This is a genomic window from Corticimicrobacter sp. (genome assembly GCF_040137905.1).
GTDB lineage: Bacteria > Pseudomonadota > Gammaproteobacteria > Burkholderiales > Burkholderiaceae_B > Corticimicrobacter.
Genome location: NZ_JBEFDG010000068.1, coordinates 64,632 through 80,772 on the forward strand (window position 1 = coordinate 64,632; position 16,141 = coordinate 80,772).

A 16,141-nucleotide genomic window follows, 5' to 3' on the forward strand; every position below is an offset into this window, starting at 1 on the left:
ATATTCATTGCATGGCCGCGCCGCTGGCATCGGGACGGCCTGCCACCAGCCGCCCATGCTCACCCGCTGCCCAGCCCGTGCGCGACATACTGCCTGCCGGCACAGGTTCAGGCATACGCCCGGCATCCACGGGCAACACCTGGGCTGCAGCAACCGGCGCGGCAGGTTCCACCGTTGCACGAGGAATCACGACGGGTGCGGTCTGCTGCGCAGGTACCGCTGCCGGTACACTCCGCTGCCCCAGTTGCTGGCGCAGATAGCGATAGAAGGCCAGGTTGTCCTGCACCACGCCGGCCGGCTGGTAGCTGGCCAGGATATCTTCAGCCGCATCCTCGCGCCCCATCAGGCCATAGGCCAGGGCCAGGTTGTCGCGCTCCTGGGGTAATGGCCCGGACAGCCCGGTTGCTCCCAGCAGGATATTGATGGCCTCGCGTGGCTGGCCATTGAGGGCCAGCGACAGCCCCAGGTTGGTACGCAATGCCGTGTTATCAGGATGCGCCCGCAGCCCCTGGCGATAGAGAGCCTGGGCCTGCGCCGCCCTGCCGGCCAGATCCTGTGCCACCCCCAGTCCGGCCAGGGCCAGGGGATGATCGGGCATGCGTACCAGAATAGCCTGGAAGCGCTCGGTCGCTTCCTCCAGCCGACGCTGGCGCAAGGCGATCCGTGCCTGGCCCAATTGAGGCTCCAGCATGTCCGGACGCAACTCGCCTGCCTTGAGGTATGCCTGGCGTGCGGCCTCCAGCTCCCCGCCCAGGAAATGGGCATCGCCCAACCCCATCCAGACAACGGCCTGCCGGGGGTGTGCCTGCGCCAGCCGTCGATAGACCGACATGGCCACGCTGAGATCGCCGCTTTGCAACGCGCTTTCGGCAATTCTCAGATCGCCGGCCTGCAGCGTGGCCTCGTCGTAGACCGTCTCGGCCGGACGCGCACCCTCAGGCGGACGTAGCCCGGTACAGCCGGACAACAACACGACCAGCCCCAGGCACAGGATCACGCCCCCCCTCGGAAGACTCCGGTTCGTCCTCATCATCATGCCGCTCCTTTTTCACTGCATCTCAAAAAACTGCATCAGGCCCAGCACCGCTGGCCCAGCCGCCACGATCAGCACCGTGGGCAGGATGAACAGCATCATGGGCAGGGTAATCTTGACCGATAGCTTGGCGGCGGCCTCCTCGAGCCGCATCATGCGCGCTGTGCGCTCCGTGCGCGCCAGAATGCGCAACGCCTGGGTAATGGCCGTCCCGTACTGGCGCGACTGCAGCAACGTCGTCACCAGGGTACGCACGGCCTCGAGCTGGGTGCGCTGTGCCAGCCCCTTGAGCACAGCTTCCATGTCACTGCTGATTTTCAGTTCGCTGGCGGTCAGTTTGAGTTCATCGGACAGGGCCGGATAGACGATTTCCAGTTCATCGGCCACCCGCTGCAAGGCACTGTTGAGTCCAAGGCCGGCATTGGTGCAGATAACCAGCAGATCCAGCGCATCGGGCAGGCTTTGCTGGATGGCCTGCTGTCTTTGTGCCACCAGCCTATCCAGGATCACGCGCGGCAACAGGCTGCCCAGGTAGACCCCCAGCAGGCAGGACAGGGCCCTGAAAGCGATCTGGTCGTCCAGTATCGGCCAGACAAACAGCACCGGCAGCAATGCCAGCACCAGCACAGAAATCAGCGACAGCGCCATGATGGTGACCAGCGCCTGTGGACTGCGAAAACCCGCAGCGACCAGCTTGGTCAGGGTTTCCGATCGTTGTGCTGCACTGAGCATGGGTGCCTGTCGGCCCAGCCAGCGCAACAACCGCGCAATGCGCTCCGACGGAGACTGGCGCTCCTGTCCACGCCGGCCCTGCTGCTGCATGCCCTGGCGCTGCACCTCCGTCCGTGCACGCTCGGCCAGCCGGGCCCGCACACCGGCTCGCCCGTACAGATACAGGCCTACGCCTGCCAGCGCCAGCAGAAGCGGCAGGGCATCCAGCCAGGGCAACAGTGTCGCCATCATCGTGCTATACCTCCAGTCTGGCCAACTTGCGGATCGACAGCACGCCGATCGTCAGCATGACCCCGGCCACGCCCAGCAGGCTATGCCCGGTGTCGGTCTCGAACAGGATGCGGATGTAGTCCGGACTGGAGACAAACAGCGTGGCCCCGATCACGAATGGCAAGGCCGCCAGGATCATGCCGGACAGCCGCCCTTCGGCCGTCATCGCCTTGGCCTTGAGCCGCAGGTCGCGTCGCGCCCGGATTACGCCTGCCAAGTTTTCCAGCGCTTCGACCAGCGAACCACCGGTATCACGCTGCAGGGACAGGCAGACCGAGAAGAACGAGAAATCCGGCAGTTCGATACGCAGCACCGCCTCGTCGAGCACTTCCTGCAGATCGTTGCCCAGCAGCAGGCTATCGCCGACCTTGCGGAACTCGGGTCCCAGGGGTGCACTGAAATGTTCACCGATATTGCGGATCGACTGATTGACCGGCACCCCCGCCTGACTGGCGCGCACGATCATGTCCATGGCATCCGGCAACTGGCCCAGAAAACCATGTTCGAACCGTTCCAGCATCTTGCGATAGGCCAGCCAGCCGGCCAGCAGCGGCACACCGCCCAATGCCAGCGGCCATGACCACCACGACAGCGGCAGAATCCCCAGCATCAGCCCCAGCAGAGCCAGCATGGCCGCCGCGCCCATGGCCAGCAAGACATTGCGGCTCCCCTTGCCCAGCCCCACCGTGTCCAGCCGGTTCAGGTAATAGCCCAGGCTGCCCATGGCCTGGCGTCGGCGACGACGACGCGCCTCGCTCTGTGCCCGCTCGAGATCGGCCAGGATTTTCTGGCGCGCCAGATTGCGCGACACACCCACCGAGGTCCGCAACCGAGTACGGATACGGTGGCCGGCCCGCTGTCGCAACACGTCGCCCAGTACCAGGAAGGCCAGGCCAGCCAGCACACTGGCCACAAAGACAAACAGCGTCAATACATCCGTCGCACTCATGGCCGCATCGCCTCCAGCAGTGCGGTTTCCATTCCGTAGTAGCGGGCCCGGTCGGCAAAGATCGGACGCATGCCGCTACTGTCGTACGATCCCTTGACCTCATCGTCATAACCACTGGTGTCGTAGCTGAAGCGAAAAAGCTCCTGGGTCACGATCACATCGCCTTCCATGCCGGCCAGCTCGACGATGCTGGTCACGCGCCGGGTTCCGTCGCGCATCCGCTCGGCCTGTACAAGCAGATTCACGGCACTGGCGATCTGGCGCCGGATGGAATAGAGCGGCAGGTTGCCGTTGGCCATCATCACCATGCTTTCCAGCCGGATCAGGGCGTCGCGCGGATTGTTGGCGTGCAGCGTCGTCATCGAACCGTCATGGCCGGTATTCATCGCCTGCAGCACATCCAGCGCCTCGGCACCCCGCGTTTCGCCAAGGATGATGCGGTCGGGGCGCATCCGCAGCGCATTGCGCACCAGATCGTTCTGCGTGATCGCGCCCGTCCCCTCCAGGTTGGCAGGCCGGGTTTCCAGCCGCACCACATGGGGTTGCTGCAATTGCAGCTCCGCCGCATCCTCTATGGTCACGACCCGTTCGTCTTCCGAAATGAACCGCGACAGGGCATTGAGCAGCGTAGTCTTGCCCGAGCCCGTCCCGCCCGAAACGATGATGTTGAGCCGGCAGGCGCCGGCAATTTCGAGCACCCGAGCCATGCTGGGCGACATGCTGCCCCGCGCGGCCAGGCGCTGCAGGGTCAGATCCTTGCGCGAAAACTTGCGGATCGAGATCGAGGCCCCATCGATGGCCAGGGGCGGCAGGATCACATTGACGCGACTGCCATCGGCCAGTCGGGCATCCACCATCGGACTGCTTTCGTCCACGCGCCGGCCGACTGAAGAGGCAATGCGCTGTGCCACATTGATGACATGGGCATTGTCGCGAAACTTGAGCGCGGTCAGTTCCAGCTTGCCGAAACGTTCCACATAGATCTGGTCCGGCCCGTTGACCATGATGTCGGACACCGTGTCGTCCTGCAACAGCGGCTCGATCGGACCGACGCCAAACATATCGTTCAGTATCTCGCGCCCCATCAGGCGCTGCTCGGACTGGGTAACGGGCAGGTTGTCGGCCAGCACCGTCTCGGCAATGATGGTATCGACTTCGAGCGCCACCTCGTCACGCGTCCGGCTAAGGGCCGCAGAGACATCGATGGTGGCAAATACCGCCTGGCGGATGCGGGCATAGTATTCGGAGCGCACGACATTGGCATCTGCCTGCCGGGGACGGTTGCGCACAGCCGCCACAGGCTGAGCGGGCACCTGGGCCACAGGTCGCCCCACCTCGACCGGACTTGGCGATGCGGTGGGCATGGGTGCCGACAAGGGCGTCACCGCAGGCACCCCATCCACGACTGCCGATGTAGCTGTCATGACCTGGGGAACAGGCATTACCACATGAGACGACTGTGGTTCCACCGGGGCTGCGACAGGCTTGCGTCCGAAACTCATGCTGGCACCCTGTGCAGCAAACGCTGCCACCAGACCGTCTTGCTCTGTCGAACCGCTTCGCCCGTCACCAGACTGGACAATGTACGCACGCCGGCTGCAAACGGACCCTGCCCGGCCAGCGGCTCACCCAGGTTTTCGGCCAGGGCCGTGGCTTTCGGGTCATAGCCGATCTGCACCTGTACCGGCAGTTCCACCGCCGCCAGGAAATCCTTGGGCAGCACACGCCCCTGCACGGAAGGCTGGGTCTGGTTGAGCACGCTGTAGACCGTCGGCGGATGCGGCCGCGCCTCGATGTGGCGCACCATCCTCACCAACGTCCGCGCCGAATGCACCGACAGGTCTGCCACCACGCAGGCCAGGCCGGCATGGGCAATGACCTCGTTGGCCAGCGCACTGCCGCAGGACGGGACATCGATCACGACATAGTGAAAATACTGGCACAGCGTATCCAGCACATCGCCCAGTACACCAGGCACTGGCGCGAACTCGTCGGCATAGGCCAGTTCCGAAGCCAGCACATATAGCCGGTTATCGGTCGTCGCCAGGGTCCGTTCCAGATACTGGGGATCCAGGCGGCTGACATTGCCGATCACCTCGGCCAAAGCATTGCCACCGGCCATGCCAAGCAGGCTGGCGCCACAGCCATCATGGGCATTCAGATCCATATAGACGACCCGACGCCGCGCCCCGCCCGCAGCCAGGTCACGGGCCAGATGGGCGGCAATCGAGGTCGCGCCCACGCCGCCACGGGTGCCCATGACGGCAATCGCCTTGCCATGCCGCCCCTTGCGTACGGCCCCGCTGTCGCTATCATCGAGAGCACGGCGCAGCAGTTCGGCATTGAGCGGCTTGACCAGATAGTCCTGCACGCCACGCATCAGCAGGTTGCGATAAAGACCGACATCATTGCGATCCCCCACCACATAGACCTGCACCGACGGCTCACAGGCATTGGCCAATCGATCAAGTTCATCCAGCGGCGCGCTCGATCCGGCGATATCGACCAGCAGGCGCTGCGGTGAACGCCCTGCTTTCTGCAACCAGGCGATGGCGGCATCGATATCGCCCCGGCCCACACGGGTGTCGGTCAGCGTACCGGTCTTGAGATAGCGTCCCAGTTCCTCTTCGCTGTCGGCATCCTTGACGAATGCGGCAAACGTGATGTTGCGCAGATCATCCCGGTCCTTGTCTACCAACCCTGCCATGTCCGCTCTCCCTCGTGTCTAGTTGCCGGTCTTGGACATGGAATCGGTTTCGCGCAACGGTTCCACCTCGTTCTCGCGATACCGCTGCACCGCCAGCGTGGCGGCATCGGTCTGGGCTCCGCCGTATTCGTCCGGCTGCACCAGATCCTGCGGACGTGCCACGCTGGCCGCCAGATTGGTATAGGTCGCACAACCGAATGCGACCTGCGGCCGCTCGTCGTGCGCCGGCCTGCGACGGGCCGGATACAGCAACTCGCAGTCCGGAGGACTGGCCTGCCAGCCCTGCGATCCTTGCTCGACCCGAATCACCCGGTTGTCCGGCATGAAGCCATAGTCCCGCTCAGGAAAAGTGCAGCCGGCCAGCAGCAGGACCGATGCGCCGAAAAGAATCGGCAAGCCACGCCGTGCCGTGTTCGTTGTCAGATTCATGATGCGATTCGCTCCCATGCCTCAATAGACGAAACCTGCAGAGCCCGTCAGGCGCGGCACCGTCCCGGACAGGGGATCGAAACCGATCCGCTCCTGCAGCACATATTCGATATCCGTATTGGCCCGCATGCTGGCCAGCGGCGTGGTCAACTGGTCTGGGCCGGTCGGCCGCACCAGATACGGGGTCACGATCACCACCAGTTCGGTCTTGTTGTTCTGGTATTCCGACGAGGAAAAAAGCTTGCCCAGTATCGGCAGCGAGCCCAGCCCTGGCACCTTGCTGAGCACATCGCGCACATTGTTCTGCAGCAGGCCGCCGATGGCGAAGCTCTGGCCGCTGGCCATCTCGACTGTCGTCTCGACCCGCCGTACCGTCAGTCCCGGAATGGACAGGCCGTCCATGACAATGCTGCTGTTGGGATCGATTTCACTGATTTCCGGGCGCACCTTGATGCTGATGCGATCATCGGACAGCACCGTCGGCGTGAAATCCAGCGCCACGCCAAAGGGCTTGAACTCGACGCTCATGGTGTCCTTGTCCTGCTTGACCGGTACAGGAAACTCACCGCCGGCCAGAAAGCTGGCGGTCTGGCCCGACACGGCCGTCAGGTTGGGTTCGGCCAGCACGCTCACCAGCCCTTCCTTGTCCAGAGCATCGATCATCGCCTGCACGGAATTGCCATTCTTGGAATAACCGCCCAGAAACGAATAGCTGCCATCTGCCGCCATCATGTAGGTCGGTACACCATCGATGTCCTGCAGGAAATCCCGACCATTGATCAGCCCCCAGGTAAAGCGTCCCGGCGTAGCCAGAGCCTGCCAGTTCACCCCCAGCTTCTGGGTGACCGACTTGGAAACTTCGGTCACCCGCACCTGCAGGTAGACCTGGGTCGGACTGCTGATCGCCACCCGGTTGATCAATTGTTCCTTCTCGCCCAGGTAGGGCTGAACCGTACGGGCAATGGCCTCGGCCGTCTCGGCGTCCGGCACGGCTCCCTTGACCATCATGGAGCCCGGCGCTGACTCCAGCGTCAGCCGCAGCGCAGGAAAGCGCTGGCGCAAAATACCCTGCAACTCATCCACATTGTGGCGCACGACAATACGGCGCTCCGCCAGCCGGCCGCCGCCGGCATCCAGCACATACAGTGCCGTGGTGCCTGCCTTGCGGCCCAGCACCAACACCGCCCCCGGGCCGGGCACCTGCACATCGGCGATCTCGGGATCCGCCACGAATACCGTGGCAATGTCACCCGCGATCTGCAGCAACTGACTGTCACCAACGGACACCGCCGTTTCCGCACGCGCCTGCACCGCAGTTGGCCAAGCCAATGCTGCAGTCGCGGTGAGCAGAGTGCCCGCCACCGCATATCCCCTGAAGATCATCATTGTTCCCATCGCAGCTCAACGGGCAGAAATGCCCAGCTCCTGTTCCTGTGTCTGGTTGCCGCGCATGATCACCACGCGACGCGGTACGGCAGACAGCTCCACGGCACTGGCTTCCTCGCCCTGGCTGCCCAGGGCCCTGGAGACATCCCCCCCCCAGACAGGCCCCTGCGGCATCGGCCCGGTCTCGGCCTCCCAGGCCACCACGGCAGCATCACCTCCCGCTGCGCCCTCCGGTACAGCCGTGCGATCATCAGTGGCAAAGCTGCGCAACGCCATCGACAGACTGCCCAGTTGGGCGGCCACGGTAACGGCCTCAGCCGCGCGCGGTGCTACCTCGATGGTGACGGTACGGGCCCGGATCGGCTGGTTGCCGTCGGACTGGCGCTGGAAACTCGAACCGACCGCAATGATGCGTGCGTGCTCGACCACGGTTTCACTGACTACCTGCCGCTGCCCCCGCCGCTCACCATCGCCACGGGTCAGGCTCTGCGTCAGGATCATGTCCACATAATCACCCGGCTGGATCAGGCCGGCATTGCCGGACACATCATCCACCGGGACGGACACCGCCCGCATGCCCGGCTTGAGCGCCGCCGCCAGAAAACCCGGCGTATCGGCACGGATCACATCGCTGACCAGCAGCACGCGATCTGCTGCCACGCGATGACGCAGCAAGGCCCCTCTCAAATCAGCTTCGGTACTACCCTGCACCAGGGCTCCAGAAGGAATGCGCGAACGCGGATAAGCCTGCCAGGCAAAATCACTGTCGCGCAACAGCAGGCCTGCCGGCAGATCTGCCGCCGCAATCAATACCGATACATCAGGCTCTTCGACAGCGACAGGCTGGCTGCTGTTGATGAACCACATCCGGCCCATCACGGCCAGCATGGCCGCAGCCAGCAGAATCAGGGCGAACTTCAGCACCGATGACATAGAAGATTATCTCCACGCATCGCATCCTCCATTGCAGAATCCGGATCCGACGTGCAGCAGTCGGCATCTCGTCAAGACCAGAGCGCGCACAGGCCGCCCGCTGCCAGCGCCACCCCGTAGGGCACGCCGCGCCGAGCCGACAGCGCATGCAGCCAACGCCTGCCGGCCAGTGGTCTGCCATTTTTCATGCACAAGGCTGCGTAGCGGTCACACAGCCAGCCCAGAATACCGATCAATGCGCCTGTCCACGCCACGACGGCAATAACGGGCAGCATCTTGAGCGGTCCAGCCCAGAGCAGCACGACAGCGCCCAGCTTGAGATCCCCGCCCCCCATGCAACGGGCAGCAAACAGCAGAAGCAGCACAAGAAAGCCAACCACCCCGACCATCAGATGCAGTCCCGCCTGTGCCCAGCTCAAACCATGCAGCCAGGCCCAGGGCAGGAAAAGCGCGGCATAAGCCAGCACCAGGGCATTGGGCAGACGCCGCTGCCGCAGATCAGTACCTGCCAGCAAGAGCAGTACCGACAGAACACATGCTGTCAGGATTGCTGTCAGCATATCTCCACTCAGGCAATAGACTTACTTCTTGGCTTCGGTAGCCTTGTCGACCTGATCGCCAAGGTTTTTAAACCCGTTCTCGATTTTTCCACCGAATGCTCCCACACCTGCCACCACAGCCGCCACGATCACGCCAGCCAGAATGGCGTATTCCAGAGCCGACACACCGCGTTCATCACGCTTCAATGCATTCAAGAGTTTGCGCATTACCTTCTCCTATGAAAATTTCATTCGTGATACAAAGGCAAGCACTGACCAGGACATTCTGCAAAAATTATGCACTCGCCGTAATCAAATGCTTCACAACGGTGCAAAGCATATCAACGCAGAATCTTTATTGACACAGCATTTGTTGATTATGATCAACATTCGCGGAAATTCAGCCCTATAAAAAATAAGTCTTTCATGAAAACACTATTGAAATATATTAAGTAGTAACCCCTACCTATTGATCAAATAGTGAAAACATATTTCTCAGACTATTGTCTTAGCAAAAAGGCGATCACTGTGCTCAATATATCGGGACAGTATTCTGAGGATGCGTGAGAATGCGCGCTCAGAGTCAACCGCGCTGTCGCTCCACCAGCAAATCGACAAAGGCCCGTACCTTGGCAGGACGAAATCGAGCGGACGGAAACACGGCATGGATCCCGCCATCAGGTAGCGACCATTCGGGCAGCACCGGGATCAAGCGCCCTGCAGCCAGATCGTCGCGGATCGCGAAATCCGGCAGCACAGACAGCCCGACACCCTGGCGTACCGCCTCTACCACGGCCAGCGTGGCATCCAGGGAAATCACCGCCTGCATCGATACACTGCATTCAGCGCCCTGCGGACCCGCGAACGACCAGCGCGCCGGCTCGCGCAGCAGCGTGTTGGCCACGAAAGGCAATGCCTCCAGCCCAGCCGGATCACGCATTCTGGCTACGCGTGCCCGCCAACCCGGAGCCGCCACCAGCAGTTGCCGGAAACTGCCGATCCGGCGCGCCTGCAGGTGTTGCTCCTTCAGCCAACCCACCCGAATTGCCACCTCGATCTGCCCGGACACCAGATCCAGAGACTGGTCACTGAGCACCGCATCGACCTTGCACTGCGGGAACCGGCGCACATACTCTGCAATCGCCGGCACCACAGCCGTAATGCCATAGTCGAGCGGGGACGTGAGGCGCAGCGTGCCGGATGGCTCTGCCGCCACTTCGCCCAGTTCATCGAACGCTTCGCCCGCCTCGCGCAGGATCCTGGCACAGCGCTGGTAAAAAGCCTGCCCGGCCTCGGTCGGCTGTACCTTGCGCGTCGTGCGTGTCAGCAGCGCAGCCCTGAACTCGCGCTCCAGTCGCGCCACCTGCTGGCTGACCACCGCCTTGGTGATGCCCAGGCGATCGGCTGCCGCCGTGAACGAACCGGTTTCGACGACTGCCGCAAAATAGGCCAGTCGCTTGAGATTGGCCAGATCTCCGAGTCCTGCTTTGCCATCAATGTTTGCTTTTGACATACATTGAATTTAATACACCTATATTTTTATCTCAAGCATCCATCCTTAATATGTCCACATCACGAACCTATCAGGAAGCGACTCATGCCCAGGACCATCCACTATATCTACGACCCGCTCTGCGGCTGGTGCTACGGCGCATTGCCCGCCTTGCTGGCCTTGCAAACCCAAACCGGCATCACGCTGCAGATGCATCCCAGCGGGCTGTTTTCCGGGACGGGAGCACGTCCGATGGACAGCGAATTCGCTGCCTACGCCTGGCGCAACGATCAGCGTATCGCAAGCCTGACCGGTCAACGTTTCACGGAGCGCTACCACAGCCAGATCCTTGAAACGGCTGGCCTGCGCTTTGACAGCGGCCCCGCCACCCTGGCGCTGACGGCTGTCCATCTTGCGCAGCCAGAGCGCGAGCTGGATGCCCTGCAAGCCATTCAGCAGGCACGCTACATCGACGGTCTGGACACGACACGCACGGACGTCTTGGTCGCCGTGCTGCAGGCGCAGGGTTTCGATACCGCGGCGACACTGCTTACAGCGCCAGATACACACTTGCAGACACACAACCTGGCGCGTGTCGAACAGGCCAGGTCATTGATGCAGCAACTGGGTGCGCGTGGCGTGCCCTCCCTGGCTGTCAACATGGACAACCAGTTGTACGCCGTCGATACCAGCGAGGCTTACGCGAATCCGCAAGCATTTGCCCATCAACTGGCAACGGCCTGACGCCTTATTGCCCTACCCCATCCACACAGTCACTTCCAGACCACAGGCCCCATCATGTCCATTACCCGCAGAGACTTCATTCGCCAGACACTGGCCTTTACCCTTGCAACCGGCATCATCGGCAGCAGCAGCGCCGCGCTGGTGGCCCCCGCACCACTCCAGTGGCAACATTTTCCGGCGGGCGAGCACGGCTTTTTCCGTGCCCCCGTATTGCTGTCAGGCAACCACGATGCCATCCTGATCGATGGCGGCTTTTCCCTGCCCGATGGCCGTGCAGTCGCCGAAGCCATCAAAGCCTCCGGCAAGAACCTGACCACCATCTACATCAGCCAGAGCGACCCTGACTACTATTTCAGCCTGGGCCCCATCAAGGAAGCCTTCCCCGCCGCCAGGGTCATTGCAGCCAGCGACACCATCGCCGCCATCCGTGGCAATGTCGAAAAGAAACTGGCCGTATGGGGCCCGCAGTTCAAGGAAAACGGTCCCCAGCAACTGTCGGACATCGTTTTCCCGGAAGCATTCGACGGCCCCACGCTGGAGCTCGAGGGCAACGTGATCGAGATCGTCCCGGCCGAAGGCCTGGGCAACCGTCGCTACCTGTGGGTCCCCTCGCTGCAGGCGGTATTCGGTGGCGTGATGATCTTCTCCGGGCTGCACGTCTGGACAGCTGACACGGCAACCCCGGAAGCCCGCGCTGCCTGGATTCGCAATCTCGACGCCATCCTGGCCCGCCAGCCGTCCGTCGTCGTGCCGGGGCACCTGGGGGATCAAGGCACGATCGATGCGGCTGCCGTACGCTACACACGCGACTATCTGCTGGCATTCGAGGAAGAGCTGGCCAAGGCTGCCGACAGCGCGGCCCTGATTGCCGCCATGAAGCAGCGTTACCCCGAGGCTGGCCTGGCCCCTGCGCTGGAAATCGGCGCAAAAGTCGCCAAGGGCGAGATGAAGTGGGGCTGACATCGCGTCAGCAGCCATGAAAAAGCGTCGGACTCCAATACAAAGTCCGACGCTTTTTCCATCACCCAGCCTGCAGGCAGCGCTGCCTGACGCTCAGCCGAAGCGGCCGGTGATGTAGTCTTCGGTTTCCTTGCGGGCCGGCTTGACGAAGATCTGGTCAGTCTCGCCATATTCCATCAGTTCACCCAGGTACATATAGGCCGTGTAATCGGAACAGCGCGCCGCCTGCTGCATGTTGTGGGTCACGATGACCACCGTGTACTCGTGCTTGAGCTCGGCAATCAGCTCCTCGATCTTGGCAGTCGAGATCGGATCCAGCGCCGAACACGGTTCGTCGAGCAGCAGCACTTCCGGCTTGATCGCCACGCCACGCGCAATGCACAGGCGCTGCTGTTGCCCGCCGGAGAGGCTGTTGCCGCTCTGGTGCAGCTTGTCCTTGACCTCGTTCCACAGCGCTGCTTTCGAGAGTGCCCACTCGACGCGCTCCTCCATCTCGCCGCGGCTGAGCTTCTCGAACAGACGCACGCCGAAGGCGATGTTGTCGTAGATGCTCATGGGGAATGGCGTGGGTTTCTGGAACACCATGCCGACCTTGGCACGGATCAGCGAAATATCGGTCCTGGTCGTCAGCAGGTTCTCGCCGTCGAGCAGAATCTCGCCCTCGGCACGCTGGCCGGGATACAGTTCGAACATGCGGTTGAAAGTGCGCAACAGCGTAGACTTGCCGCAACCCGACGGGCCGATGAAGGCCGTCACCTTGTTTTTCATGATGGACATGTTCACATTGCGGATCGCATGGAACTTGCCATAGAAGAAATTGAGATTCTTCACTTCCAGCTTCGGTTTCGACTGGATGATCTCAGCGGTTTTCATGACGAATCCTTATTGTTTGCGGAACATGGAGCGGGCCAGGATGTTGATCCCCAGCACCAGCAGCGTAATCAGTGCCGCGCCGGCCCAGGCCAGGCGGTTCCAGTCCGGGAAGGGACTGGCAGCGTACTGATAGATCACCACGGGCAGGTTGGCCATGGGCGCGTTCATGTCCCACGACATGAACTGGTTGGACAGGGCTGTAAACAGCAGCGGTGCAGTTTCACCGGCAATGCGGGCAATGGCCAGCAATACGCCGGTGATGATGCCGGACTTGGCAGCGCGATAGCAGACCAGCACGATCATGCGCCACTTGGGGCAGCCCAGCGCGGCAGTCGCCTCGCGCAGGCTGTTGGGTACCAGCAGCAGCATGTTGTCAGTGGTGCGCACCACCACAGGAATCACCAGGATGGACAGCGCCACCGCACCGGCCCAGCCCGAGTAATGACCGACCTGGGCCACATAGACCGCATAGATGAACAGGCCGATCACGATGGAGGGTGCCGACAGCAGCACATCGTTCAGAAAGCGCGTGGCCGGTGCCAGCCAGCCGCGCTGGCCGTATTCGGCCAGGTAGGTGCCGGCCAGAATGCCGATCGGCGTGCCGATCAGCGTGCCCACGCCAGCCATCATCACGCTGCCCATGATGGCATTCATCAGGCCACCGGCCTGCCCGGGCGGCGGGGTTTCCTGCGTGAACAGCGTCAGCGACAGCGCGCCACCGCCTTTCATCAGCAGGGTCAGGATGATCCAGAACAGCCAGAACAGGCCGAAGGCCAGGGTGGCCATCGACAGTACCAGCATGATGCGGTTCACCATATTTCGCCGCTTGTACAGCGTATTCTGGCGACCGAACTCAGCAATATTCGAAGACATATGTCGATTCCTTCAGCGCGCTCAGGTCTTGGTGCCTTCGCTCTTGGACAGGCGCAGCAACAGCACCTTGGAGCAGGCCAGCACGACGGTGGTGATCAGGAACAGGATCAGGCCCAGCTCGATCAGCGCCGATTTCTGCAGGCCGCCGGCCTCATTGAATTCGTTGGCGAGTGCCGAGGCGATCGAGTTGCCCGGCGCAAACAGCGACTCGGGCAGGCGAAAGGCATTGCCGATGACGAAGGTCACCGCCATGGTTTCGCCCAGCGCACGTCCCAGCCCCAGCATGATGCCGCCGATCACGCCAGTCTTGGTGAACGGCAGGACAACCTTCCACATCACTTCCCAGGTCGTGCTGCCCAGGCCGTAGGCCGACTCCTTGAGCAGCGGAGGCACCAGTTCGAACACATCGCGCATCACGGCGGCAATGAACGGAATGATCATGATCGACAGGATCAGCCCTGCCGTGAAAATCCCGATGCCGAACGGCGGACCGGAGAAGAAACCACCAATCAGCGGCAGGCTGCCGAACGTATCGATCAGCGTCGGCTGCACGTAGCGCTGGAAAATCGGCACGAACACGAACAGGCCCCACATCCCGTAGATGATGGACGGAATGGCTGCCAGCATCTCGATGGCCGTGCCCAGAGGGCGGCGCAGCCAGGCAGGAGACAGTTCGGTCAGGAACATGGCGATCCCGAACGACACAGGGACTGCGATGATCAGAGCGATCATGGAGGTCAGCAGCGTCCCCACGATCGGTACCAGTGCACCGTACTGCTCATTGACCGGATCCCATTCATTGGTCCAGAGGAAAGACAGTCCATATTTGGACAGGGTTTCACGGCTGCCGAAAATCAGCGAGACCATGATCGCCGCGAGCAGGATGAATACGAAAAAGGCGAAGAACCGGGTCAGGTTCTTGAACCCCGTATCCATCAGGGCATTCGAGGATTTCATCATGAAGATTGCCGTACCAGTGATGACAAAAACCGAAGGGCGCGACCCGCGATGCTGTCGGCGGGCGGCGCCCTGGCTACCGGGAGAATGATACCGCTGCATGCATGGCAGCGGTATCGCGCATCCCGATGATTACTTCCAGATGGCCTGACCGTTGCTGTCCTTCAGCTCGGATGCCCACAGGGCACGGATCTGGTCGGTCACGGCCTGGGGCAGCGGCACATAGTCCAGGCTGTTGGCGGCTTCGCCACCGTTCTTGAAGGCCCAGTCGAAGAACTCCAGCACGATCTTGCCCTGCTCCGGACGTTGCTGCACCTTCTGCATCAGGATGAAGGTAGCGGCGGTCACGGGCCAGGAAGTAGCACCCGGCTCATCGGTCAGCACCACGCCCATACCCGGTGCGCTGTTCCAGTCGGCGTTGGCGGCAGCGGCGGCGAAGGCTTCGCTCGAAGGCTGCACATATTGGCCGTCACGGTTCTGCAACTGGGTCCAGGACAGGTTGTTCTGCTTGGCGTAGGCGTACTCGACGTAACCGATCGAGTTGGCCAGTTGGCCGACGTAGGCAGCAACACCTTCGTTGCCCTTGCCGCCCTGGCCGGTAGGCCACTTCACGGCCTTGCCTTCACCGACCTGCTCTTTCCAGTCGGCCGACACCTTCGACAGGTAGTTGGTCCACAGGAAGGTCGTGCCCGAACCGTCCGAACGGTGCACCACCACGATGTCGGCGTCAGGCAGCGTGACGCCGCTGTTCAGGCTGGCGATGGCCGGATCGTTCCAGCGCTTGACCTTGCCCAGGTAGATATCGGCCAGCACGGCACCGGTCAGGCGCAGTTGGCCGGGCTGCACGCCCTGGACGTTGACGACGGGCACGGCACCGCCGATCACGGCCGGGAACTGCAGCAGATTGTTTTCGCTCAGCTTCTGGGCATTGAGGGGATCGTCGGAAGCGCCAAAGTCGACCGTGTTGGCGATGATCTGTTGCTGACCGCCACCCGAACCGATGGACTGGTAGTTGACCGCGTTGCCGCTCGCGGCACGGAAGTCGGAAGCCCACTTGGCATAGATCGGGTACGGGAACGATGCACCGGCACCGGTCACGGTGGCGGCCTGCGCGCCAACCGCGACGGCGGCCAGGGCCACGCCCACGGAAATCTGCTTGAAAACTCGCTTGAACATTTCAGGGTTCCTTTGATAGCGGTTGAACGAGGCGATCACATTTGATTACCACGATGACGGCATCTTAGAACCTGAACATGACAACACT

At 62.2% G+C, this 16,141-nt stretch carries 17 protein-coding genes; 2 read left to right on the forward strand and 15 right to left on the reverse strand.

What is annotated here, in order from left to right; translation table 11 throughout:
* Nucleotides 1-4: 4 nt before the first annotated feature.
* The 11 genes from ABN482_RS11590 to ABN482_RS11640 form a co-directional block, all read right to left on the reverse strand.
* Nucleotides 5-1,036: a tetratricopeptide repeat protein gene (locus ABN482_RS11590; protein ID WP_349504131.1), complete on the reverse strand. Its 1,032-nt coding sequence runs from the start codon at nt 1,034-1,036 to the stop codon at nt 5-7.
* A 12-nt stretch (nt 1,037-1,048) separates the two neighbouring features.
* Nucleotides 1,049-1,996, reverse strand: a complete 948-nt coding sequence (locus ABN482_RS11595) for a type II secretion system F family protein (RefSeq protein ID WP_349504132.1) — start codon at nt 1,994-1,996, stop codon at nt 1,049-1,051.
* Nucleotides 1,997-2,000: 4 nt separating this feature from the next.
* Nucleotides 2,001-2,984: a type II secretion system F family protein gene (locus ABN482_RS11600; protein ID WP_349504133.1), complete on the reverse strand. Its 984-nt coding sequence runs from the start codon at nt 2,982-2,984 to the stop codon at nt 2,001-2,003.
* Nucleotides 2,981-4,486: a TadA family conjugal transfer-associated ATPase gene (locus tag ABN482_RS11605; RefSeq protein ID WP_502877284.1), complete on the reverse strand. Its 1,506-nt coding sequence runs from the start codon at nt 4,484-4,486 to the stop codon at nt 2,981-2,983. Before ABN482_RS11605 ends, ABN482_RS11600 begins: the two co-directional genes overlap by 4 nt.
* Nucleotides 4,483-5,691 (reverse strand): CpaE/TadZ family protein, encoded by a 1,209-nt coding sequence (locus tag ABN482_RS11610; protein WP_349504135.1) that lies wholly within the window; start codon nt 5,689-5,691, stop codon nt 4,483-4,485. Before ABN482_RS11610 ends, ABN482_RS11605 begins: the two co-directional genes overlap by 4 nt.
* Nucleotides 5,692-5,709: 18 nt before the next feature.
* Complete coding sequence (locus ABN482_RS11615) at nt 5,710-6,120, reverse strand: CpaD family pilus assembly lipoprotein (RefSeq protein ID WP_349504136.1); 411 nt, start codon at nt 6,118-6,120, stop codon at nt 5,710-5,712.
* Between the two features lie 21 nt (nt 6,121-6,141).
* Entirely contained in the window at nt 6,142-7,482 is a 1,341-nt protein-coding gene (locus tag ABN482_RS11620) for a type II and III secretion system protein family protein (RefSeq protein ID WP_349504137.1), read from the reverse strand.
* 39 nt (nt 7,483-7,521) lie between these two features.
* Nucleotides 7,522-8,439: a Flp pilus assembly protein CpaB gene (gene cpaB / locus ABN482_RS11625; protein WP_349504138.1), complete on the reverse strand. Its 918-nt coding sequence runs from the start codon at nt 8,437-8,439 to the stop codon at nt 7,522-7,524.
* 71 nt (nt 8,440-8,510) lie between these two features.
* On the reverse strand, nt 8,511-8,999 hold the full coding sequence (locus ABN482_RS11630; RefSeq protein ID WP_349504139.1) for an A24 family peptidase: 489 nt from the start codon (nt 8,997-8,999) through the stop codon (nt 8,511-8,513).
* 21 nt (nt 9,000-9,020) lie between these two features.
* Nucleotides 9,021-9,206: a Flp family type IVb pilin gene (locus ABN482_RS11635; protein ID WP_349504140.1), complete on the reverse strand. Its 186-nt coding sequence runs from the start codon at nt 9,204-9,206 to the stop codon at nt 9,021-9,023.
* Nucleotides 9,207-9,561: 355 nt separating this feature from the next.
* The gene (locus ABN482_RS11640) at nt 9,562-10,491 is read right to left on the reverse strand and encodes a LysR family transcriptional regulator (RefSeq protein WP_349504141.1); all 930 of its coding nucleotides are present in this window, start codon (nt 10,489-10,491) and stop codon (nt 9,562-9,564) included.
* 84 nt (nt 10,492-10,575) lie between these two features.
* Here ABN482_RS11640 and ABN482_RS11645 point away from each other — a divergent pair, with 84 nt between their 5' ends.
* Nucleotides 10,576-11,214 carry a DsbA family protein gene (locus ABN482_RS11645; RefSeq protein ID WP_349504142.1) on the forward strand — a complete coding sequence of 213 codons (639 nt, stop codon included), beginning with the start codon at nt 10,576-10,578 and terminating at the stop codon, nt 11,212-11,214.
* 54 nt (nt 11,215-11,268) lie between these two features.
* The gene (locus tag ABN482_RS11650) at nt 11,269-12,174 is read left to right on the forward strand and encodes an MBL fold metallo-hydrolase (RefSeq protein WP_349504143.1); all 906 of its coding nucleotides are present in this window, start codon (nt 11,269-11,271) and stop codon (nt 12,172-12,174) included.
* 93 nt (nt 12,175-12,267) lie between these two features.
* Here ABN482_RS11650 and pstB read toward each other — a convergent pair whose 3' ends face one another.
* The 4 genes from pstB to pstS all read right to left on the reverse strand — a co-directional run bounded on the left by pstB (nt 12,268) and on the right by pstS (nt 16,053).
* A complete protein-coding gene (gene pstB, locus ABN482_RS11655; RefSeq protein ID WP_349504144.1) occupies nt 12,268-13,047 on the reverse strand; it encodes a phosphate ABC transporter ATP-binding protein PstB in 780 nt (259 codons plus the stop codon).
* A 9-nt stretch (nt 13,048-13,056) separates the two neighbouring features.
* Nucleotides 13,057-13,920 (reverse strand): phosphate ABC transporter permease PstA, encoded by an 864-nt coding sequence (gene pstA, locus ABN482_RS11660; protein ID WP_349504145.1) that lies wholly within the window; start codon nt 13,918-13,920, stop codon nt 13,057-13,059.
* Nucleotides 13,921-13,941: 21 nt separating this feature from the next.
* A complete protein-coding gene (gene pstC, locus ABN482_RS11665) occupies nt 13,942-14,880 on the reverse strand; it encodes a phosphate ABC transporter permease subunit PstC (protein WP_349504146.1) in 939 nt (312 codons plus the stop codon).
* A 129-nt stretch (nt 14,881-15,009) separates the two neighbouring features.
* Nucleotides 15,010-16,053, reverse strand: a complete 1,044-nt coding sequence (gene pstS / locus ABN482_RS11670) for a phosphate ABC transporter substrate-binding protein PstS (protein WP_349504147.1) — start codon at nt 16,051-16,053, stop codon at nt 15,010-15,012.
* Nucleotides 16,054-16,141 lie beyond the last annotated feature (88 nt).